At 38.9% G+C, this 17,797-nt stretch carries 17 protein-coding genes and 1 pseudogene; 3 read left to right on the top strand and 15 right to left on the bottom strand.

Going from position 1 to position 17,797, the window contains the following annotated elements:
* Positions 1 to 2 precede the first annotated feature (2 nt).
* From A5889_RS00945 to A5889_RS00935, 3 genes are read right to left on the bottom strand one after another with little or no spacing between them, the layout of a single operon-like run.
* Positions 3 to 341, bottom strand: coding sequence for a putative DNA-binding protein (locus A5889_RS00945; protein WP_087640014.1), 339 nt, complete (start codon positions 339 to 341; stop codon positions 3 to 5).
* A 50-nt stretch (positions 342 to 391) separates the two neighbouring features.
* Entirely contained in the window at positions 392 to 1,036 is a 645-nt protein-coding gene (locus tag A5889_RS00940) for an NUDIX hydrolase (protein ID WP_176372772.1), read from the bottom strand.
* Positions 1,029 to 1,505 carry a DUF523 domain-containing protein gene (locus tag A5889_RS00935; RefSeq protein ID WP_087640012.1) on the bottom strand — a complete coding sequence of 159 codons (477 nt, stop codon included), beginning with the start codon at positions 1,503 to 1,505 and terminating at the stop codon, positions 1,029 to 1,031. The genes A5889_RS00940 and A5889_RS00935 overlap by 8 nt, the downstream gene beginning before the upstream one ends.
* Before the next feature lie 146 nt (positions 1,506 to 1,651).
* Here A5889_RS00935 and A5889_RS00930 point away from each other — a divergent pair, with 146 nt between their 5' ends.
* Positions 1,652 to 2,365: a response regulator transcription factor gene (locus tag A5889_RS00930; RefSeq protein ID WP_087640011.1), complete on the top strand. Its 714-nt coding sequence runs from the start codon at positions 1,652 to 1,654 to the stop codon at positions 2,363 to 2,365.
* Positions 2,362 to 4,119 carry a sensor histidine kinase gene (locus A5889_RS00925; protein ID WP_087640010.1) on the top strand — a complete coding sequence of 586 codons (1,758 nt, stop codon included), beginning with the start codon at positions 2,362 to 2,364 and terminating at the stop codon, positions 4,117 to 4,119. Before A5889_RS00930 ends, A5889_RS00925 begins: the two co-directional genes overlap by 4 nt.
* 65 nt (positions 4,120 to 4,184) lie before the next feature.
* On the opposite strand, the gene A5889_RS00920 is transcribed toward A5889_RS00925, so the two are convergent.
* Both A5889_RS00920 and A5889_RS00915 read right to left on the bottom strand, forming a co-directional pair.
* Positions 4,185 to 5,084, bottom strand: a complete 900-nt coding sequence (locus A5889_RS00920) for a phosphate ABC transporter substrate-binding protein PstS family protein (RefSeq protein ID WP_087640009.1) — start codon at positions 5,082 to 5,084, stop codon at positions 4,185 to 4,187.
* 286 nt (positions 5,085 to 5,370) lie between these two features.
* Positions 5,371 to 6,531, bottom strand: coding sequence for a pyridoxal phosphate-dependent aminotransferase (locus A5889_RS00915; RefSeq protein ID WP_087640008.1), 1,161 nt, complete (start codon positions 6,529 to 6,531; stop codon positions 5,371 to 5,373).
* A gap of 197 nt (positions 6,532 to 6,728) precedes the next feature.
* Here A5889_RS00915 and hisC point away from each other — a divergent pair, with 197 nt between their 5' ends.
* Positions 6,729 to 7,784: a histidinol-phosphate transaminase gene (hisC, locus tag A5889_RS00910; protein WP_087640007.1), complete on the top strand. Its 1,056-nt coding sequence runs from the start codon at positions 6,729 to 6,731 to the stop codon at positions 7,782 to 7,784.
* Positions 7,785 to 7,833: 49 nt separating this feature from the next.
* Here hisC and A5889_RS00905 read toward each other — a convergent pair whose 3' ends face one another.
* The 10 genes and pseudogenes from A5889_RS00905 to A5889_RS00860 form a co-directional block, all read right to left on the bottom strand.
* The gene (locus tag A5889_RS00905) at positions 7,834 to 8,445 is read right to left on the bottom strand and encodes a hypothetical protein (protein ID WP_087640006.1); all 612 of its coding nucleotides are present in this window, start codon (positions 8,443 to 8,445) and stop codon (positions 7,834 to 7,836) included.
* A 71-nt stretch (positions 8,446 to 8,516) separates the two neighbouring features.
* A complete protein-coding gene (locus A5889_RS00900; RefSeq protein ID WP_087640005.1) occupies positions 8,517 to 9,410 on the bottom strand; it encodes a LysR family transcriptional regulator in 894 nt (297 codons plus the stop codon).
* Positions 9,411 to 9,424: 14 nt separating this feature from the next.
* Entirely contained in the window at positions 9,425 to 10,126 is a 702-nt protein-coding gene (locus A5889_RS00895) for a carbonic anhydrase family protein (RefSeq protein WP_087640004.1), read from the bottom strand.
* A gap of 183 nt (positions 10,127 to 10,309) precedes the next feature.
* Positions 10,310 to 10,426: pseudogene (locus A5889_RS00890) on the bottom strand (DUF3788 domain-containing protein); the annotation flags it as partial.
* Positions 10,427 to 10,436: 10 nt separating this feature from the next.
* A complete protein-coding gene (pyrE, locus tag A5889_RS00885) occupies positions 10,437 to 11,072 on the bottom strand; it encodes an orotate phosphoribosyltransferase (protein ID WP_087640003.1) in 636 nt (211 codons plus the stop codon).
* On the bottom strand, positions 11,072 to 11,788 hold the full coding sequence (gene pyrF, locus A5889_RS00880; protein ID WP_087640002.1) for an orotidine-5'-phosphate decarboxylase: 717 nt from the start codon (positions 11,786 to 11,788) through the stop codon (positions 11,072 to 11,074). Before pyrF ends, pyrE begins: the two co-directional genes overlap by 1 nt.
* The gene (locus tag A5889_RS00875; RefSeq protein WP_087640001.1) at positions 11,785 to 12,714 is read right to left on the bottom strand and encodes a dihydroorotate dehydrogenase; all 930 of its coding nucleotides are present in this window, start codon (positions 12,712 to 12,714) and stop codon (positions 11,785 to 11,787) included. The genes pyrF and A5889_RS00875 overlap by 4 nt, the downstream gene beginning before the upstream one ends.
* On the bottom strand, positions 12,711 to 13,493 hold the full coding sequence (locus A5889_RS00870) for a dihydroorotate dehydrogenase electron transfer subunit (RefSeq protein WP_087640000.1): 783 nt from the start codon (positions 13,491 to 13,493) through the stop codon (positions 12,711 to 12,713). Before A5889_RS00870 ends, A5889_RS00875 begins: the two co-directional genes overlap by 4 nt.
* 41 nt (positions 13,494 to 13,534) lie before the next feature.
* Entirely contained in the window at positions 13,535 to 16,717 is a 3,183-nt protein-coding gene (carB, locus tag A5889_RS00865) for a carbamoyl-phosphate synthase large subunit (RefSeq protein ID WP_087639999.1), read from the bottom strand.
* Entirely contained in the window at positions 16,717 to 17,796 is a 1,080-nt protein-coding gene (locus A5889_RS00860) for a carbamoyl phosphate synthase small subunit (RefSeq protein WP_087639998.1), read from the bottom strand. Before A5889_RS00860 ends, carB begins: the two co-directional genes overlap by 1 nt.
* Position 17,797: the final 1 nt, after the last annotated feature.

The following is a 17,797-nucleotide window of genomic DNA, read 5'->3' as shown; positions in this document are numbered from 1 at the left end:
TCTCATTCCTCTACTTCTTGTATTTGTTCTATATAATTTGCAATCGTTATATCTTTAGGATAGGTTTCACTCACATAGTTCTTAAGTGCATCCAATAACTCGCCACGTACGACATAATCGGAAAACAAATGAAGCTTTCGTTCATATTCTTCTAATATTTTTTCTGTTCGCTTGATATTATCATAAACGGCTTGACGACTGACATCGTACTCTTCAGCAATTTCACCTAAAGAAAAGTCATCAGCATAATACATCTCCATGTAATTCATTTGCTTTTCAGTCAGCAATGTGGAGTAAAATTCAAATAAAGCATTCATTCGATTGGTTTTTTCAATTTCCATAATTGCTGCTCCTATCTTCAATCCCTTTTAGGTTACCGATTTCAAGGGAATTAGTCAATAGTTCTCAAGTGATTTCCTTGGATTTCTTCAAAAATTTCGACCAGTGCCTCATAGTAGCTTTCCGCATTTGCACAGAAATCTTTTTTTGATACTACTGCTCGTGTGATCGTTTGTTGATAGTTTTCTTGGCGATAGCCTGTTAAGGCAACCTTTAAAGTAGGATCTGCCAGCATTCTTTTTAACTTAGAAAGCGGGACACAAAATAAACTTTCAACTTCTTCTTCCTGTAAAGTAAAATTTCCTATCTTGATTTCTTGCTGCACAAGATAAACATTCGTGAATTCATTATCGATAAAGGTTCCTAAGTTTATACTCACCGGAAAAACACCTAAAAACGCTGCTTCTTCAGGTAAAATCTCCACACCTAATTCTTCCCTGACCTCTCTAAAACCGTCTAAAACAGTTTCATTCGCCAAAAGATGCCCAGCAGCTGTGATATCCAACTGATTAGGAAAGTCTTTCTTTTTAGGTGAACGTTTCTGAAAATAAATGATTACTTCATCTTGTTCCATTATATAAAACCAACAATGAAAGGTTTCGTGCCACAAACCTTCTCGATGCGCACGTTCTCTGGTCGCTGTCCCACATTGCTGATAGTCTTTATCAAAAATCTTTAGTATTTCCATTTCAGCCATTTGATCCCTCATGCTGTACAATTGTTTGCCATTCATTTTCTGATACAACGCTGATCCCGTTCAAAATAAAATAAGCCGTCGCAACACCAATACCAGCTATTTTATTTCCGGAAAACGTACCATCATAGATCCTTCTGTATCCACAAGAAGGACTATCTTCTTTAACGATCAATGTATCGATTTGATGTTCTAGAAGTTTTTGATACGCAATTTTTGCCCCTTCTTTGAAACACTCGGTCACATCTTCACCCGATACTGTCAACACGCTTGCTTGTCCTTGCCAAACAGCAAAACCGTCTCCACTTGTTATTTCGGCCGGTTCTCTTGGAATCGGCAATCCACCTAAAACCTCTGGGCAAATAGGCATTGCCTCTTTCTTTTCAACTAATTCTTTTAAAAAAGATAGTTCTTTAGACTGACCATCATATCGACAACAAATACCACCCAAACATGCACTGATTCCGATCATTTCTTCCCCTCTTTTCAATCTTTATTATTATACCATTTCTTTGAACCAGAATGTAGCATTAGACCCATTCCTTAAAGTTTTTGATCGTTGCTGATTTATGATAAAATAGCGTTGTATTGATTTTCCATATAAAAGGAGCTAAACGAATGAAAAAAGTACTTGTGGTTGACGATGAACCTTCGATCGTCACATTGTTAACTTTCAATTTAGAAAAAGACGGGTATGAAGTTATAAGTGCCACTGATGGAGCTGTAGGTTTTGAATTGGCTTCAACCAATCAATTTGATTTTATTATCCTTGATGTCATGCTGCCGAATATGGATGGGCTGGAAATTACAAAAGCCTTGAGAAGAGAAAAAATCGACACCCCTATTTTGATTTTAACTGCAAAAGATGATCAAGTAGATAAAATCATCGGTTTGGAAATCGGTGCAGATGATTATTTAACTAAGCCTTTTAGCCCTAGAGAAGTTTTAGCACGAATGAAAGCCATTTTCAGACGATTGAAACCAACAGTTGAAAAGAAAGAGGACATTAGTGAACCTGTGAAAGCACCATTGATCATAGGAGACATTATGGTCGATGAACAAAACTACGCTGTCTCTGTTCGTGGTGAGAAAATCGAATTGACACCAAAAGAATTTGAATTATTGGTTTACTTTATCAAACGTAAAGATCGTGTGATCGATCGTGATACATTGCTTGATCGTATCTGGAATTATGATTTTGCAGGGCAAAGCCGTATAGTAGATGTCCATGTGAGCCATTTAAGGGATAAAATCGAAATTGATCCAAAGCATCCGGCTTACTTAGTCACAGTCAGAGGATTTGGCTATCGTTTTCAGGAGCCTAAAAAATGAAAAAGCGGCAACGTTTTGAATATCTTTTAGTCATACTTATGATGCTAGCTCTTTTTGTTGGCAGTATTTTTCTGACAAACTATTTTTTCCGAAAGGAATTATTGACGCAACAGGAAGAATATTTGCAAAAGAAAGCAACGCTGCTTTTAGATCAGTTATCTCCTGAAGTTTTCACTCAGCAGGCTTTTACTTCTCAGGAAAAAACATTAGTAGATCACTATTTGACTGATGAGAATGAACGATTGAGTCTAATGAATAACACAGGTGATATCTTCTATGACAGTGTAGACACAAGATTACATGACTCTAGAAAAAACCGGCCTGAGATCAAAGCGGTTCTTTCAGGTGCTGACTTCGGTTCTGCTCTGCGCAAAAGCGCCACTTTAAATAAGGAGTTGCTCTACCTTGCACTTCCTGTGAAGAAAAATGGCGATCTAGTTGGGATCATTCGCATGTCAGAAGAAACAACCCAATTTTCGAGTAGTATACAATCATTCAAACGGTATATTTTACTAACTTTAGGCATTTTATTTATCATTATCACTGGGTTTGTTTTTGTCCTGCTTCAGCAGAAAAATGAACCACTAGTCACTGTATTACCTGTATTGAAAAAAATCGTCAAATACCCTGATGAAGCCCGTTCGATCATCCAAGATTCTCCTGAATGGAATGAACTTTACCAAACGGTCAATCTTATCAGCCAGCAAATGAGTCAGACCTATTTAGCCTATACTTCAACTGAGGAACAATTTCATGCACTACTAGATGAACTGATGATCGGCGTTTTTATTATTGATGTCGAAGGAAAATTACAGTTGGTCAATCCAAAAATGCTGGATATTTTGAATATCCAACCGGATGCTGTCGGCAAAGATTATTTTGATGTGATCGAAGAGCCAGCATTGATCCACCTGATTCACCAAGTAATTACTGAAAAGACGACTCTTCATCAAGAGATTTCTTTAGCTGAGAGCTTGAATGAGACCATTTTGGATATGTCCTTACGTTTTATAGAAGAAAACGGTAATAATTACCAAGTGCTAGGAATCGCTTATGATTTGACGCGTGTCAGACAATTGGAAAAGATGCAAAAAGACTTTGTCAGTAATGTCTCTCATGAATTGAAAACGCCAGTCACTTCTCTATTAGGTTTCACTGAAACTTTACTAGATGGTGCGAAAGACGATCCTGAAACATTAACTCAGTTTTTACAAATCATGGAAAAAGATGCTTTACGTCTACAACAGTTGATCCAAGAAATATTGCAGCTTTCTCGTGACGGCAAAAATATCACTTATGATGATCAAATCATTGAGCTTTTCCCGTTTACAGAAGAAATTCTACGATCTTATCGAAAGACGATCAAAGAAAAGAATTTGACGATCCAAATCAGCGGTTCAAAACATATAACCTATACAACAAAATATGAACTTTTTTATCCTATCGCAAAAAATCTTATTGAAAATGCTGTTCAGTACTCACAAATCGATGAAACGATCACCATTGATTTTGGCTTTACAGATAGATTTTACTTTATGGTGAAAGACACTGGAATTGGGATCAGTCAAGAGGATCAAGAACGAATTTTTGAGCGGTTCTACCGTGTAGACAAAGCACGAAGTCGTCATTCCGGCGGGACTGGCTTAGGCTTATCGATCGTGCAAAATTACACTGAATTACTTGGCGGCAAAGTGACCATCGACAGTCATTTAGGTTTAGGAACGACCTTTACCGTCTATTTACCAAAAAAATAATCAGAGAGAAAACTTGATGATCACAAGTTTTCTCTCTGATTTTTTCTATTTCTAGGGGGAAATATTTATTTTTCTTTGATCGTTCCTGAAACGTCACGTTCAACTTTCATATCTGTGATCGGTAAGTAACCTAATTCTTTGACCACTCCTTTTTGAACATCTTCTTCCAACATAAAATCTAAAAAGGCTTTGACTTCTTTATCTGGCTCGCCTTTTGTATACATATGCTCATAAGACCAGATTTTCCAAGAGTTATCTGCGACATTTTCTTCAGTCGGCTTAACATCATCTACGCTTAAAGCAATCGTTGAGTCATCCATATAAGAAAAAGCAAGATAGCTGATTGCTCCTGGAGTTTGGGCAACGATTTGACGTACAGTTCCTGATGAGTCCTGTTCCTGTGATTGAACGGCTGTCGCTCCATCCAGTCCCCATTTTTCAAATGTTGCACGTGTTCCGCTTCCACTTGGACGATTGATCACTGCAATTTCCTGATCTTTGCCTCCAAGTTCTTTCCAATTTTTCGTTTTTCCAGTAAAAATATCGATCAATTCCTGTTTTGTCACGTTTTTAACGCCGACTTCTTTGTTAACAACAGGCCCCATGCCAACTACTGCAACTCGATGATCGACTAATTTTGACGCATCAACACCAGATTTTTCTTCTGCAAAAACATCTGAATTACCAATCGTCACAGCACCATCAGCTACTTGAGAGAGTCCTGTTCCGCTGCCCCCACCTTGAACAGAGATCGTATAATTAGGATGTTCAGAAATAAATTGATCTTTTGCTGCATCAACTAGCGGCTGTAAAGCCGTTGAACCGACTGCTACGATTTTAACTGGTTGATCGTTGCTTTCCTTACTTTTATTACTGCTTTCGTTAGTTGCTGCGCCTTGACTGCCGCAACCTGCGATTAATAGTCCTACACTCAAAACAATTGCTGATAATAAAGGTTTCTTCATTTCTGCACTTCCTTTTCAATTAGTTACAAGCTTAGTTTAACAGCGGAGTGTTAATTCTAATCCAATGTTTTGTAAATAATTCGTAAAGGAGTGTAAAGGTTTTGTTTAAGTGAAAAATAAAAAAGTGTTAAAGACAAGCCTAAAAACTGGTTTGTCCTTAACACTGATCAGAAGTCAGGTGCTTTAGCGATTGGAAAAAACAGAGAATATAAATATCCTACTATTCATTCTTTTCCAAAAGCTCGAACCTAAACGATTTACATCACATTCTCTATTAGCTTCTCATTTATTTTATATAAGCGCCAATACGTCTCATAGCTTCTTTCAAGGTACTCATATCGGCCGCGTAGCTGATTCTAACATACCCTTCAGCTTCTTTTCCAAAAGCAATACCGGGAATGATTGCGATTGCTTGTTTCTGTGCTAAATCAACACAAAACTTCATCGAGTCTTGCTCATAACCGGCTGGGATTTTAGCAAAAATATAAAAAGCGCCATTTGGTCTAGCAACTTCAAACCCGAATCCTGTCATTTGTTCATAAACAAAATCACGACGCTCTCGGTATTCTTCTTTCATCACAGAAGCATCATTGATACCTTCGACAAGCGCTCTAACAGCTGCTTTTTGTGAAATCGTAGAAGCTGCAGTAACCAAATACTGATGGACCTTGATGATCTCTGCAATCAATTCTTCGGCTCCAAAGATAAATCCGATCCGCCAACCGGTCATAGCATGGGATTTTGACAATCCGTTGATCAGGATCGTTTGCTCCGGAATAAATTCTGCAATAGATACATGTTCGTCTTCATACGTCAGCTCACTATAAATTTCATCACTGATAACGAATATTGGATATTTTTTTACTACATCAGCAATTGCATTCACTTCTTCACGTGTATAAGTGACCCCCGTCGGATTACTTGGATAATTCAAGATGATTGCTTTCACTTGATCCCCGTGCTCTGCCATAGCTTCTTCGATCATTTGTGGAGTTAAAACAAATTTATTTGGTCTCGTATCGATATACACTGGTTCAGCATTTGCTAAAGTGATCACCGGCTCATAACCTGGATATATCGGAGCAGGCATCAAGATTTTATCTCCTGGCTCCAAGATCGCCAATAAGCTTGCCGAAATCGCTTCTGTTGCACCTACAGTTACTAAAATCTCAGAAGTCGCTTGGTAGCTCACACCATACTTCTCTTTCATAAAAAATGCGGCTGCTTCTCGAACATCAGTCAACCCTGCCATACCTGAGTAGTGAGAGAAATTGTCATTAATAGCGTCATGTGCCGCTTTTTTTACATGCTCTGGTGTATTGAAATCAGGTTCACCTAACGTTAGTTTTAAAATTCCATCGATCGATGACACTTGCTCATCAAACTGACGAATCAATGATACAGCGATTTTAGATACTTGTTTATTGAATCTTTTAGTTAAATCCATGAACTTCTCTCCTTCTCTATTTAAATGCCCAAACCGTTCATACGGCTTATTTTATCAATGGAATTATCATAGCATATTCTCTTGCAAAATGAAATTTGTATTTAAAAAAAGTGTATTTTCTTTTCAAATTCTCAGATTGCACTTGCGAAACCTTCTTTGCTTCTTTATAGTAATAAGAAATGAAGGGAGTTATGTTTATGAAAGGACTCAGAAAAATCACACCCTATGTTCCAGGTGAGCAGCCAAATTATTCGGATATGATCAAGCTAAACACCAATGAAAATCCTTATCCGCCCTCTCCAAAAGTAACGGAAGCTTTAAAAAATTTCAATCCAGAATCATTGAAGCGCTATAGCTCCGTTGATAATTTTGAGCTAAAAAAAGCCTTGAGTGATAAATTCAAATTATCTCCAGAACATTTTTTGATCGGTAATGGTTCAGATGAGGTACTGGCATTTTGTTTTCTAGCTTTTTTCAATAGTTCAGATCCACTGCTTTTTCCAGAAATCACTTATGGTTTTTATAAAGTTTGGGCAGACTTATTTCATATCCCATTCAAAGAAATTCCATTGAAGAAAGATTTTAGTATTGATCTTGATGACTATCGTCAAAACAACGGCGGAATTATTTTAGCCAATCCTAATGCACCTACTGGACTATTTCAACCACTTGAAGCCATCGAAAAGCTATTGTCAGAAAATGCCGATGTTATCGTAATTGTTGATGAAGCCTACATTGATTTTGCTGGAAAATCAGCTATTACCTTGCTAGAAAACCATCCAAATCTCATTATCGTCAGAACCTTATCAAAAGCGAACTCTTTAGCTGGTCTACGTGTTGGTTATGCTATTGGAAATCCTCAGTATATCCGTATTGCTGAAAGTATCAAGTCTTCTTTCAATCCTTATTCGGTCGATCTACTAGCGGAAACATTGGCCACAGCTGCTATTGAAGATACAGACTATTATGACAAGATTACAGAAAAGATTTGCCAAACACGAGAGTGGTTCATTAGAGAACTGCATGCTGTAGGTTTTGATTCTCTACCATCAAAAACGAACTTCGTTCTGTCGACACATCCCAAACTCGAGATAAGTGACCTTTATCAACATTTAGAAGAACAAGATGTTTTTGTTCGCTATTTTCCTACTATTGAGCGTTTGCAATCTTATTTGAGAATTTCGATCGGCACTCAGAAAGAAATGGCATCCGTTTTAACAATTATCAAAGACTATTTATCTCAATTGCGATAAAAAAAATAGCTTGATGCACACCTTTCAGCTGCTTCAAGCTATTTCTTTTTTATTTAGATATATCTTGAATAGAATCTAAAACTTCTTCCAATTCTTTTCCATTCTTACTTTTTTTGCTATTCATCGTCCAAGCCATTTTCTGAACATAGTGCCCCGCATCAGATTGTGCGACATCATACACATAATAAGCGCGCATGCTATCAATTCTCGCTGTGATCAGATAGCGTGTACCTTTCCAGCCATTTCCATTGATTTCTTGTTCTGTTTCGTCATCTACTTCCAACCATTGATGAAAATCGATTGCTTCCTTGAAACTATCGAATCCATCATAGTCATCAGCTGATTCACTTAAAACAGCTGCATACATGATTTTTTTGTCATTTTCTAACGCAATATCCGCATCATCATTCAATTCCGTAGGTTCGATTTCTTCCCAACCATCTGGCAGTACTACAGAAAAATCTCCATTTTCAGTTTCGATCGTTTTCTTTTCCGCGTCCGCTTTACTTGACTCAGACGCTTTAACTGGTGCCTTTGATGTGTCGGTCTGTTCATTCTTTTCTGAATTTTTGTTTGCTTTTTCCACACGCGATGTTGTGCCGCATGCAGATAAAACAAATCCTAAAGCAATGACCAACGCTGCCTGTCCCATTTTTTTCATTTGTTACACTCCTTTTATTTCAATAAAATATACCAAAATAAGTATAGACTATTTAGAGTGTACTGGCAACTTTAGCTGAATAATCGTTTCAGTTCTTGAATAAAATAGTGACCAATTTGACTAATGCTTTTATTTTTCTGATAAAGTACACAAATTTTATTATTTGGACTATCAGCAAGCGGGATCAGCCGTATTTCTTTTTTTGTAAATCCAGTTACAACCCCTGAACCAGACGCATATGCATCAGTTTCTACCAGCAGATTCATCAAAGTCCCTCGATCATTTGTGTAAATCACCGTTTCCTGCTCTTGATTTTCAATCAAATCCTCCGAAAAATAGGCAAAATTACTTCCTTCTTGCGTAAAACGCACCTGAGGATAGCAGCATAACTGCTCTAATGAGATCTCACTCATCTTCGCTAGAGGATGATCATTGCTCACAAAAATATGGGTCTTAAAACTTCCAACAACATCATAGGTTAAATTCGCTTGTTCAAGATAGCGTTCGATCCCCGATTGATTCTGATGATTTAAATAAATGATCCCTAATTCACTATGATAACTTTTCACATCTTCAATGACTTTTAACGTCGTTGTCTCGAATACACGAAAATTTTTGTATTGCTCTTTAAACTGCTTGATCACATTCCCCATGACTACGCCAAGAAAATCATAATGTTGAGAAGAAATCGAAAACCGTTCACTCGTTGTGACTTCCTGATATCGATTCTCCAGCATTTCCATCTGGGTCAAAACCTTCTCCGCATGCTCCAAAAACACTAGGCCTTCCTCTGTCAAAGAAGCTCCTTTATTCGTTCGGATGAACAGACTTACCCCAATTTCATCTTCAAGCTCACGAATTCCGTTAGACAAGCTAGGTTGAGTGATAAACATCTTTTTAGCTGCTTCCCTAAAACTGCCATTATTAGCAACAGCAACGACATATTTCATTTGTTGAATATTCATTTTGGTCCTCCATTTTATTCCGTAAAATAAACTTTACGACCATTTAGTTCTTGAACAGGCCGATTATTGAATGGCAGCATTCCTTCATCTATTCGTTGGAAAAAATCATGGTCCATCTTCTGAACTGTATCAAAAACAAACCAATGCACGGGTCCTTTTGTTGGCGGAGTCGTTAGAGACCCAAGATAGTGAAAATGAGATTTTTTTTCAGGTAAAAAAATCGATGGATCAAACCACTGCTGATGGGTTTCCGTTTCCCAAATAAATGCTTTCTGATCTTTAGAAAACTTATTCGCTTCTTTAGTGATCGTAAATAGACAACCTACGACCAAGTTTTCTCCCGAATTATTCATATGCACTAGGTGAAATTCTAATGGACAATGTTCTCCATCAAATGTATGCTCACTTGGTGTATGAAAATGGATATCCGTTAGATAATACTTTTCTTCTTCAAAAATAACATAGCTTTCTGTATTTGGCGGTACAAAGTGAAAGGTATTTTTAAATTCTTTTTCTGTAAATTCTTCATTTTTATAAAAAAAAGTTATCTCTCTATTCGCTTTATTTTCACTAATCAGTGTTTTGGATAGATTTACAGGTGATTGATATGGATATTTGGCTCCAAGTGAAAACCAATCACAAAGCGTATGCCAATGCTCCGGCCCTGTATCTCCTGTATATCCCCATTCTACATCCATGTTTCGAATATTTTTCATCAAACCCCACCTTCTGATTTTTCATTTGAATGACTCTATCACTAATAGACATGTAATTCACTATTATCGTGTTGCTTTAAATTTTTAATAGTCAAAGTATAGCATAAAATAGCAAAAGCTTATAATAATAAAAAGTGTCTGGGAGAAAACTCTGCGAGTCAAACCCCGGACACCTGAAATCCAGATAAACGGTGAGAGCAGAAGCAATCCCTTCGGAAATAAGCTAGAATTCACAAAAATTTGGAAAACAATTTTCAGGAATTCTTTCTTATTTCTCGGGATTAAACACTTCTGTCTCAACCTCTCTTACTTATTTTTTTAACCAATTTTCAGGATCTTTTTTCCAATCCTGTAAAAGAGAAACATCTGTAGATTCGATATAATTTGATTCCAGCGCTGCATCGATCAACGTAGAATAATTTGTCAACGTAACTAACTTCGTGTTTTGAGCAGTAAAATTCTCGATCCCTTTTGGTAACTCATACGTGAAAATTGCTGCAACTCCTAACACATCAGCTCCTTCACGAGCAGCTGCAGATGCTGCTTCCAACACACTGCCACCTGTTGAAATCAAGTCTTCGATCACAACCATTTTCTGCCCTTTGAAAATGCGGCCTTCAATTTGGTTCCCTTTTCCATGTGCCTTAGCTTTACTACGGATATAGACCATTGGTAAGTCTAAAATATCTGCTACCCAAGCAGCATGAGGAATCCCAGCAGTGGCTGTGCCCGCGATCACTTCTACATCAGGAAAGTCTGCTTTGATTTTATCCGCTAATCCCTGTGCAATCTCTTTACGAACAACTGGATAGCTCATCGTAATACGATTATCACAATAAATTGGGCTTTTGATCCCGCTTGCCCATGTAAACGGCTCGTTTGGACTTAGGAAAACTGCTTCAATTTCTAATAGATCTTTGGCGATTCTTTTTGCTAATTCAGTCATTACGATTCTCCATTCCATTCTTGTTTGATTGTTTGATAAGCTTCATAAGGTCGATCGGCTTGAGTGATCGGTCTTCCCACCACGATAAACGTTGCGCCAATTTTTCTTGCTTCGCTTGGAGTCACTACACGTTGTTGATCGCCTACAGCGCTACCGCTTGGACGAATGCCCGGTGTTAGACAAACAAAGGCCTCGCTGGTTGCTTGATGAATATCTTTTGCTTCTAGTGCTGAGCAAACAACTCCATCTAGTCCAGCTTTTTCAGCACATGCAGCATAATGAGTCACACTTTCTTTTAAGGAGACATCGATCAATTGATCTTGATGCATTTCTGTCTCACTCGTTGAAGTCAGTTGAGTCACAGCGATCAAGATCGGAACATCCTGACCAGCTACGGTCCCCTTTTTCAATCCTTCTTTAGCAGCCTTCATCATCTTGATTCCGCCTGCCGCGTGAACATTTGTTATATCTACTCCTAATTTAGCTAATCCAGTCATCGCTCTCTCTACTGTATTAGGAATATCGTGAAGTTTTAAATCTAGGAAAACAGAATGGCCTAAGGACTTCAACCAGCGAACAATTTCAGGCCCTTCTTGATAAAAAAGCTCCATCCCTACTTTTACAAATAAAGATTCCTCTGATGGAAATTTCAATAAGAAGACTTCAACTGCTTCTTTTGAAGGAAAATCTAAGGCGATGATCGGTCTTTGACTCATTGATTTTTTGCCTCCTTCACTTCTTTAATTAGCTGTTCAAGCGATTCGATGCCTAATTCCGACATTCTAATCGGTAAATCTTCAATCAATTTAGGACAAATATAAGGATCAGTGAAATTAGCAGTTCCAACCCCAACGGCACTTGCACCAGCTAGAAACATTTCTAAAACATCATCGACTGTTTGAACTCCACCCATACCAATGATCGGTAAATCAGAGATTTGTGATACTTGTTTGATCAATCGTATTGCAACCGGCTTGATTGCAGGACCGGATAATCCACCTGTTTGATTGGCTAAAATCGGTTGACGCGTTTTTAAATCGATCCGCATTCCCAACAACGTGTTGATCATTGAAAAACCGTCAGCTCCTCCAGCTTCGATGGCTTGAGCGATTGGTACAATATCAGTAACATTTGGGGATAATTTAACGTAAATCGGAACCTCTGTTACTTTTTTTACTGCTTGTGTTAATTGGAATGCTACATCAGGATCCGTCCCGAAGGCGATCCCCCCATGCTTGACGTTTGGACAAGAGATATTTAGTTCAATTGCTTTCACATTGACAGCCTCACCAATTTTACTACAAACCTCGACATAATCCTCTTCGCAAGCGCCAGCTACATTAGCGATAATTGGCAGGTCGTACTTTTCTAAAGCTGGAAGCTTTTCTTTCATAACAACGTCCAGTCCTGGATTTTGTAAGCCAATAGCATTTAGCATACCGCTCGGCGTCTCCGCTACACGAGGTGTTGGATTACCAAAACGAGCTTGCGGTGTTGTAGCTTTGATCATGATCGATCCTAATTTTCCTAGATCGTAATATTTAGCATATTCTTCACCAAAACCAAAACAGCCACTTGCTGGAATAATTGGATTTTTCAGCTCTAAGCCAGGAATAGTTACAGCTAATGGATTTTTCATCATAAAACCACCTCACTTGCTCTGAAAACCGGTCCTTCGTCACAGACTTTCACACTTTTTGTCCCAGTTTCATCATCCGGCACATGACAAACACAAGCATAGCAAGCGCCCATTCCACATGCCATACGCTGCTCTAAAGATAGGAAAACATTTGGTTGATCAGGAAAAACCTGAGCGATCATTTTCAGCATTCCATTCGCGCCACAAGCATAAACAGCATCCGGCTGCTCTGTTTTGATTGCTTCTAGAATAAGATTACCAACATTACCTTCCACGCCAAACGAACCGTCATCTGTTGCAAAGCGAGTATCGCCTAATGCAAGAAACTCTTCTTCGAAGTAAGCCACTTCCTTAGAAGCATACCCTAAAAAATGAATGACTTCCACGCCTCGCTGCTTCAACTGCTTTGATAATTCATACATCGGTGGAATCCCGATTCCTCCGCCAACTACAAATGCTTTTTGTCCCTTATTTAAGCAATCGACATCAAAACCATTACCCAAAGGGCCCATGACATCAAGCTTATCACCTGATGTCATCATAGAAAATTCTTTAGTGCCGTCTCCTTCGGTCCGATAAATGATCGTACAAGTTTTAGCTTGTTGATCGATTTGATTTAAACTGATCGGTCTTCTCAAAAGAAGGTCTGCTCGGGGCACTTTTATATGAATAAATTGACCTGGCTTTTTCATTTCATTGACAAGCTCACCTGTCAACGTCATTTGAAAAATTCTAGGAGCTAGCTGCTTTTGTGAAACGATCGTCATTATTTCCTGTTTCATGTTTTCTACTCCTTTGAAAGATTATATATTGAGTTCTAAAATCAGATAGCGTCAGTAGAAAAAGCTCTTGATTCTAGAACTTTAAGAATTGCTTCCGCAGTGTCTAATGAAGTAAATAGTGGAACGCCATGTTCAACTGCTTCTCGACGAATCAAAAAGCCATCTTGATTTAGATCAGAACGATTTTTGTCCATGGTGTTGACAACGACTTGTGCTTCACCTGTTCGAATAAGATCGAGGACCGTTTCGTCATTGTCTTGATCGATCTTAGAAACTGTTTTAACAAATAAACCGTGCTCTTTTAAATACTCAGCGGTGCCTTTAGTAGCAATCAGACTATACCCAATGTCATTAAAGCGTTTCGCCAAATGTAATGCTTCTTCTTTTGTTTCATCAGCGATCGTGAACAACACCGCACCATAACTTGGCAAATGCAATCCTGACGCTTCAAAAGCCTTGTATAAAGCTTTTTCTAAGCTAACATCTGACCCCATGACTTCTCCTGTCGACTTCATTTCAGGCCCTAAGTAGGTATCCACTTTTTGCAGCTTAGTAAATGAGAAGACAGGTGCTTTGATGTGTACTTGTTTGCTTTCAGGATAAAGTCCATCTTGATAGCCTAGAGATTTTAAAGTTTGACCTAAGATTGCTTTTGTTGCCACTTGAGCCATTGGAATACCTGTGATTTTACTTAAAAATGGTACTGTGCGACTTGCACGAGGATTGACTTCAATAACATAGACCTTTTCCTCATGAATAACGAATTGAATGTTCATCATCCCGATACAGTTTAGCCCTAAAGCTAATTTTTTCGTATAATCTGCAATGGTTTGCTGGATTTCCGCAGACAAAGTTTGAGGCGGATAAACAGCCATTGAATCGCCAGAATGAACGCCGGCTCTTTCGATATGCTCCATGATTCCTGGGATCAACACTGTTTCCCCGTCACAGATTGCATCGACTTCACATTCTTTCCCTAAAAGATAGCTGTCGACTAAAACTGGATGCTCCGGTGAAGCTTTTACGGCATTTGCCATATAATCTTCTAGATCTTTTTGATTTTCGACAATTTCCATCGCTCGTCCGCCCAATACATAACTTGGTCGAACTAAGACTGGATAACCGATTTTATTAGCTACAGCTACGGCTTCCTGCGCACTGGTCGCTGTATCTCCCGGCGGTTGTGGAATATCAAGTTCTTGTAAAGCTTGTTCAAATAAGTCACGATTTTCAGCTCGATCCAAATCTTCGATCGATGTACCCAAGATCTTGACTCCTTGCTTAACAAGGGGCTCGGCTAGATTGATCGCTGTCTGCCCACCGAATTGAACGATCACGCCAGTTGGTTGTTCTAATTCGATGACATTCATGACATCTTCCAGGGTCAGTGGCTCAAAGTACAGTTTATCTGAAATTGAAAAGTCAGTTGACACGGTCTCTGGATTACTATTCATAATAATCGCTTCAAAACCGGCTGCTTGAATGGCTTTTACAGAGTGCACCGTTGCATAGTCAAATTCCACTCCTTGACCAATTCGGATCGGTCCTGATCCTAAAACTAAAACAGATGGTTTTTCAGAACGCAGGCTTTCATTTTCAAATTCATATGTGCTATAGAAATAAGGTGTTTGTGATTCAAATTCAGCCGCACAAGTATCGACCATTTTATAGACAGGTAAAACTTTTTCCTTATGACGATAGTCAGTGACTTCTTGTTCTGTCACTTGCCAAAGATCGGCAATTTTTCGGTCTGTAAAGCCGTTTTGCTTCGCTTCTTTTAGTGTTTCAAGATCTTTGACGTTCGCTTTCAACGCTGTTTCGATTTCATAAATATGCAGAAGTTTATCTAAGAAGAAGAGATCGATTTTTGTCAGCTCTGCTAATTCTTCAATTGTGTAGCCGCGGCGAATCGCTTCAGATAAATAGAAGAGACGATCATCTTGAGCTTTAACAACCTTTTCAGTCAGAAACTCATCCGTCACTTGCTCGATTTCTTTTAACTCATTATGATACGCACCGATTTCAAGAGAGCGAACAGCCTTTAGCAGAGATTCCTCAATATTTCTACCGATCGCCATGACTTCGCCTGTAGCTTTCATTTGAGTGCCAAGACGACGTTCCCCTTTTTCAAATTTATCGAATGGCCAGCGAGGAATTTTCGCTACCACATAATCTAAAGCTGGTTCAAATTCGGCATAAGTGGTTTCTGTAACGGGATTTTTCATCTCATCCAGAGTAAGTCCAACTGCGATTTTAGCTGCTAATTTAGCGATTGGATAACCTGTAGCTTTACTTGCTAATGCAGATGAGCGTGATACCCGAGGATTGACCTCGATCACATAATAATTGAAACTATGCGGATCAAGAGCTAGCTGAACGTTACAGCCACCTTCGATTTTTAAAGCCCGAATGATCTTTAAGGAAGCATCGCGCAACATTTGGTACTCGTAATCAGATAGTGTCTGGCTTGGTGCAAAAACGATCGAATCCCCCGTATGGATCCCAACTGGATCAAAGTTTTCCATATTGCAGACTACGATCGCATTGTCAGCTGAATCTCTCATCACTTCGTACTCGATTTCTTTGTAGCCGGCAATACTTTTTTCGATCAAACATTGCGTTGCTGGTGATAATTTCAACCCATTTTCTGCGATGATTCGAAGCTCTTCTTCATTATCACACATACCACCACCTGTGCCGCCTAATGTGAAGGCTGGTCGAACGATGATCGGGTAGCCGATTTTATTTGCAAAAGCTACTGCTTGATCAACTGTATTGACGATTTCACTTTCAGGAATCGGCTGGTCCAATTCTTCCATCAATTGTTTAAATAAATCTCGATCCTCAGCTTGATCGATCGCACTCAATTTTGTACCAAGCAGTTCAACATTCAATTCATCGAAAATACCTGAAGCAGCTAGTTCCATTGCCATATTCAAGCCTGTTTGACCGCCTAGTGTCGGTAGCAATGCATCTGGACGTTCTTTACGTAATATCCGCGAAACAAATTCTAATGTGATAGGTTCAATATAAACTTTATCGGCGATCTCTTTATCAGTCATGATCGTAGCAGGATTTGAATTGACCAAAACAACTTCATATCCTTCTTCTCTCAAAGCAAGACACGCCTGCGTACCAGCGTAATCGAATTCTGCTGCCTGACCAATGATGATCGGACCGGAACCGATCACCATAATTTTTTTGATATCTGTTCTTTTTGGCATTAGTCTTGCTCCTTCCATGCATCCATTAATTCCATAAATTCATCAAATAAGTGCAATCCATCATGCGGACCAGGTGCAGCATCCGGATGATATTGAACAGTAAATGCTGGATATTGACGATGTCTGACACCTTCTACTGAACCGTCATTGACCTCCACATGTGTCACCATTAACTTCTCTGGATCTACTGTTGCTTCATCGACCGCATAACCATGGTTTTGTGAGGTGAAATCGATTTTTCCAGTTGCGATTTCTCTAACAGGATGATTTAATCCGCGATGGCCAAATCTCATTTTGTAAGTGTCTGCCCCATTTGCTAAAGCAAAAAGTTGGTGTCCTAAACAGATGCCAAAAATCGGCACTTTTCCTTGGATTTTTTGAATCATCTCGATCGCTTCCGGTACATCCTTTGGATCACCCGGTCCGTTTGTCAACATCACACCATCTGGTGACAACTCTAAAATCGTTTCCGCATCCGTATTGTAAGGCAAAACGGTCAAATTACAATGACGCTTTGATAGCTCTCTTAAAATACTGTGTTTCAAACCAAAGTCCACTACGACCACGTTACGACCGATTCCTGGGCTAGGATAAGGTTTCGTCGTCGAAACCTGTGCTACTTGATTTTTCGGTAAGACAGTTGCTTTTAATTGATCAAATGCATGTGTTAAATCATCGCCTGCATCGATAAAACCAGCTTTCATTGTTCCTGCTGACCGCAATTTTTTTGTCAATGCACGCGTATCGATACCGGAAATCCCGGGAATCCCTTTTCGTTTCAAAAACTCATCCAATGTCATCTGCTCACGCCAATTTGAAGCTAGACGAGCATGCTCTTTCACAACTACACCTTTACATGTAGGAGAAATCGATTCATAATCGTCACGATTGACACCGTAATTTCCAACCATTGGATAAGTAAATGTAATGATTTGACCATTAAAACTTTGGTCAGTAATGGTTTCTTGGTATCCTGTCATACTTGTGGTAAAAACAACCTCACCAACAACATCTACATCAGCACCAAAAGCTTTTCCTTCAAAAACTGTGCCATCTTCCAGTATCAATAATCGCTTCAAA

The organism is Enterococcus sp. 9D6_DIV0238 (assembly GCF_002174455.2).
Classification (GTDB): Bacteria; Bacillota; Bacilli; order Lactobacillales; family Enterococcaceae; genus Enterococcus_L; species Enterococcus_L dunnyi.
This window is presented reverse-complemented; position numbering and strand designations above follow the sequence as displayed.